The organism is Pseudomonas sp. GL-RE-29, assembly GCF_019947275.1.
GTDB lineage: Bacteria > Pseudomonadota > Gammaproteobacteria > Pseudomonadales > Pseudomonadaceae > Aquipseudomonas > Aquipseudomonas fluorescens_A.
The window spans coordinates 1-3366 of sequence record NZ_JAGYGD010000074.1 but is presented as its reverse complement, the minus strand read 5'-3'; the positions used below and the strand labels follow the sequence as shown (position 1 = coordinate 3366).

The window sequence follows — 3366 nt, the reverse complement described above, 5'->3', positions numbered from 1 at the left end:
GGCGATGGCGTACTTGAAATCGCCATCGCCAGCAAGCCGGCTCCTACGGTTGATTTGCAAGTGTAGACGTTATTGAGGATGGATCGTATTCAGCGCCGTGAATTTCCGTCAACTGTACCGCGCCGAGAGCGACGAAGGATTTTGCTGTTTGCTACGTGATTTGAGCGACGAGTAAACCTGTGGCGAGGGAGCTTGCTCCCGCTGGGGCGCGTAGCGGCCCCGCTTATCCCTGAAAAAAGCAGGACTGCTGCGCAGTCCAGCGGGAGCAAGCTCCCTCGCCACAGGTTCGGGTTGATTTCAGAAGTGGATTTTGTGGGTCGGGACGATGTCGATCCGCGCCACCGAACCGGTCAGGTGTGCCCAATCCTTGTTGTGTTCGGTAATGATGTCTTCGGCAGCCGTGTTGCCGTTATCGACCGTGGAATGAGCGTCAGATGCCAGCACCACGTCATAGCCCAGTAGATGCGCCTGACGCACGGTTGCATTCACGCAGTAATCGGTTTGCAGACCACAGATGACCAAGCGTTCGAAGTCCTGAACGGGCAACAGTTTCTGCAAGTTGGTCTGATAAAACGAATCGCCAGTGGTTTTACGCACGCGATGATCCTTGGGCGAGGTTTCCAGCCCTTCGGCCAGTTGCCAGCCCGCCGCTTCATGCGCAAACGGACTGCCCGCTTCCTCATGCTGGATCAGCACCACCGCAACCCCGGCCTTTCGCGCTCGGGTGCTGAGGTCGTTGATGTTGCCGATGACGCGCTGGATCTCGAAGCACTCGTACTCGCCAGAACACAGCGCCTGCTGGACGTCGATGATGAGCAATGCAGTGGTCATGCTTCCTTCCTTGAAAAGTCAGTGGATCAGGGGACGAACATAAGTCCGTCCCCAACCAAACACAACCCTCAATAACCGAGCGACAAACCGGTGTTGCGCCGTGGATCGTTGGCGCCGTAGAAACGGTTTTTGCCCACCGGTTTACCGTCGAGCGACGGCGCCCCCACCAGGATCGCCGCCAGGTGGTTGGCATCCTGCGGCCCGGCAAACTTGTGGCCCCAGCTTTCGAGGATCTTCACCGTGTCCGGGCTGGTGGTGAAGGTTTCCAGGTTGGTTTCCTCTGGCAGCCATTGCTGGTGGAATCGCGGCGCATCGACGGCTTCCTGGATGTTCATGCCGTAGTCGATCACGTTGAGCATGGTCAACAAGGTCGCGGTGATGATGCGGCTACCGCCTGGAGTACCGACCACCATCACCACCTTGCCGTCCTTGGTGACGATGGTCGGGCTCATGGACGACAGCGGTGCCTTGCCGGGAGCGATGGCGTTGGCCTCGCCCTGGACCAGGCCGTACATGTTGGGCACGCCGATTTTCGAGGTGAAGTCGTCCATTTCGTCGTTGAGGATGACCCCGGTCTTGCTCGCCATGACCCCGGCACCGAACCAGTCGTTGAGGGTGTAGGTCACCGACACCGCGTTACCCCATTTGTCGACGATGGAATAATGGGTGGTGTTGCTGCCTTCATGGGGCGCGACGCCGGGTTTGAGGTCCTTGGATACCCCGGCCTTCTGCGGACTGATCGCTTCGCGCAGTTTGGTTGCGTAGTTTTTGTCGAGCAGATGGGCGATCGGGTTTTTCACGAAATCCGGGTCGCCCAGGTAGCTGTTGCGGTCCACGTAGGCGTGGCGCATCGCTTCGATCTGATAGTGCATGCCCTGGGCCGAGTGGTAGCCCAGATCCTTCATCGGATAGCCTTCGAGGATGTTCATGATCTGGCAGATCACCACGCCGCCGGAGCTCGGTGGTGGTGCCGAGACCACGTGGTAGCCCCGATAATCGCACTCGATCGGCGCCAGTTCGCGGGTCTTGTATTTGTCGAGGTCGGCCTGGGTGATGATGCCTTTGTTAGCCTGGCTTGAGGTGACGATGGCGTCGGCCACCCAGCCTTTGTAGAAACCGTCGGCGCCCTTCTCGGAGATTTCCCGCAGGGTTTTGCCGAGGTCTTTCTGCACCAGTTTCTGCCCGACCTGCATCGGCTCGCCGTTACTCAGGAAAATCGCGCCGGAATCCTTGATGTCCTTCTTGAACACGTCGGTGGCGTACTCCAGCAACTCGACGTCACCCTGCTCCAGCACGAAGCCGTCTTCGGCCAGTTTGATGGCCGGGGCGATCACTTCCTTGCGCGGTTTGGTGCCGTATTTCGATAGCGCCAGTTCCATGCCGGACACGGTGCCCGGTACGCCGACGGCCAAGTGGCCGCGCGTGCTCAGGTCCGGAACGACGTTGCCCTCCTTGTCCAGATACATATCGGCGGTGGCGGCCAGCGGGGCTTTTTCACGGAAGTCGAGGAAGGTCTTGCGCCCGTCGGCCAGTTGAATGGTCATGAAACCGCCGCCACCGAGATTACCCGCCGCCGGATACACCACCGCCAGCGCATAACCCACCGCGACCGCGGCATCGACGGCGTTGCCGCCGTTCTTGAGCACATCCACGCCGACATGGCTGGCCAGGTGCTGGGCGGTGACCACCATGCCGTTTTCGGCGGCAACCGGGGCCACGGACGCCGCATGGGCCATGAGGCAGCTGAGCGCCAACGAGGTCGCTATCAGCGTTTTGGCAAAAGGTTCGTACTTCATGAGTCGGTCTCTTTTTGTTTTGAGGCTCTGTGCAAAAACAGAGGGAACGCTTCAGGAGCAGTAGGCAAGTATGGTCGGGATTGCGTATTGCGCCTCCCCGACGAGGCAGTATGCTTAACACCTGTTCAACAATTTGGCGTGGCCTGCGGCATGACCTACACCTGTATCACCCTGGCCTCGCCGGTCGGCGAGTTGAAGCTGGTCGCGAACGGTTCACGACTGGCTGCCATCCTCTGGGAAAACGACAAACCGGGTCGGGTGCGACTCGGTCCGATGACAGAAGCGCCGGACAATCCGATCCTGCTGCGCACGGCCGAACAGCTGCGCGAATATTTCGCGGGCACGCGCAACCGGTTCGATCTGGAGCTGGATTTCGTGGGTACGGAATTTCAGAAAAAGGTCTGGGCAGCATTGCTGACCATTCCCTTCGGTGAGACACGCAGCTACAGCCAGATCGCCGAGCAGATCGGCAACCCGAGCGCAGTCCGGGCGGTGGGTGCGGCGAACGGCAAGAACCCGATATCGATTGTCGCGCCGTGTCATCGGGTGATTGGCGCGTCGGGGAAATTGACAGGGTTTGCCGGGGGGCTTGAGGCGAAGGAAATATTACTCACACTGGAAGGCGGACAACGGCCCGGAACCGCACGCCTGCCAGGCTTTTGATCTTGATTTACCCTGTAGGAGCTGCCGCAGGCTGCGATCTTTTGATCTTGTTTTTCAAGATCAAAAGATCGCAGCC

3 protein-coding genes are annotated in these 3366 nt (G+C 59.5%); 1 reads left to right on the top strand and 2 read right to left on the bottom strand.

Features of this window, described 5'->3' with window-relative positions:
- Positions 1-297: 297 nt before the first annotated feature.
- Both KGB21_RS29260 and ggt read right to left on the bottom strand, forming a co-directional pair.
- Positions 298-831 (bottom strand): cysteine hydrolase family protein, encoded by a 534-nt coding sequence (locus tag KGB21_RS29260; protein WP_223507539.1) that lies wholly within the window; start codon positions 829-831, stop codon positions 298-300.
- 68 nt (positions 832-899) lie between these two features.
- A complete protein-coding gene (gene ggt, locus KGB21_RS29255; protein WP_223507538.1) occupies positions 900-2627 on the bottom strand; it encodes a gamma-glutamyltransferase in 1728 nt (575 codons plus the stop codon).
- A gap of 150 nt (positions 2628-2777) precedes the next feature.
- On the opposite strand from ggt, the gene KGB21_RS29250 reads away from it, so the two are divergent.
- Entirely contained in the window at positions 2778-3290 is a 513-nt protein-coding gene (locus KGB21_RS29250; RefSeq protein ID WP_223507540.1) for a methylated-DNA--[protein]-cysteine S-methyltransferase, read from the top strand.
- Positions 3291-3366 lie beyond the last annotated feature (76 nt).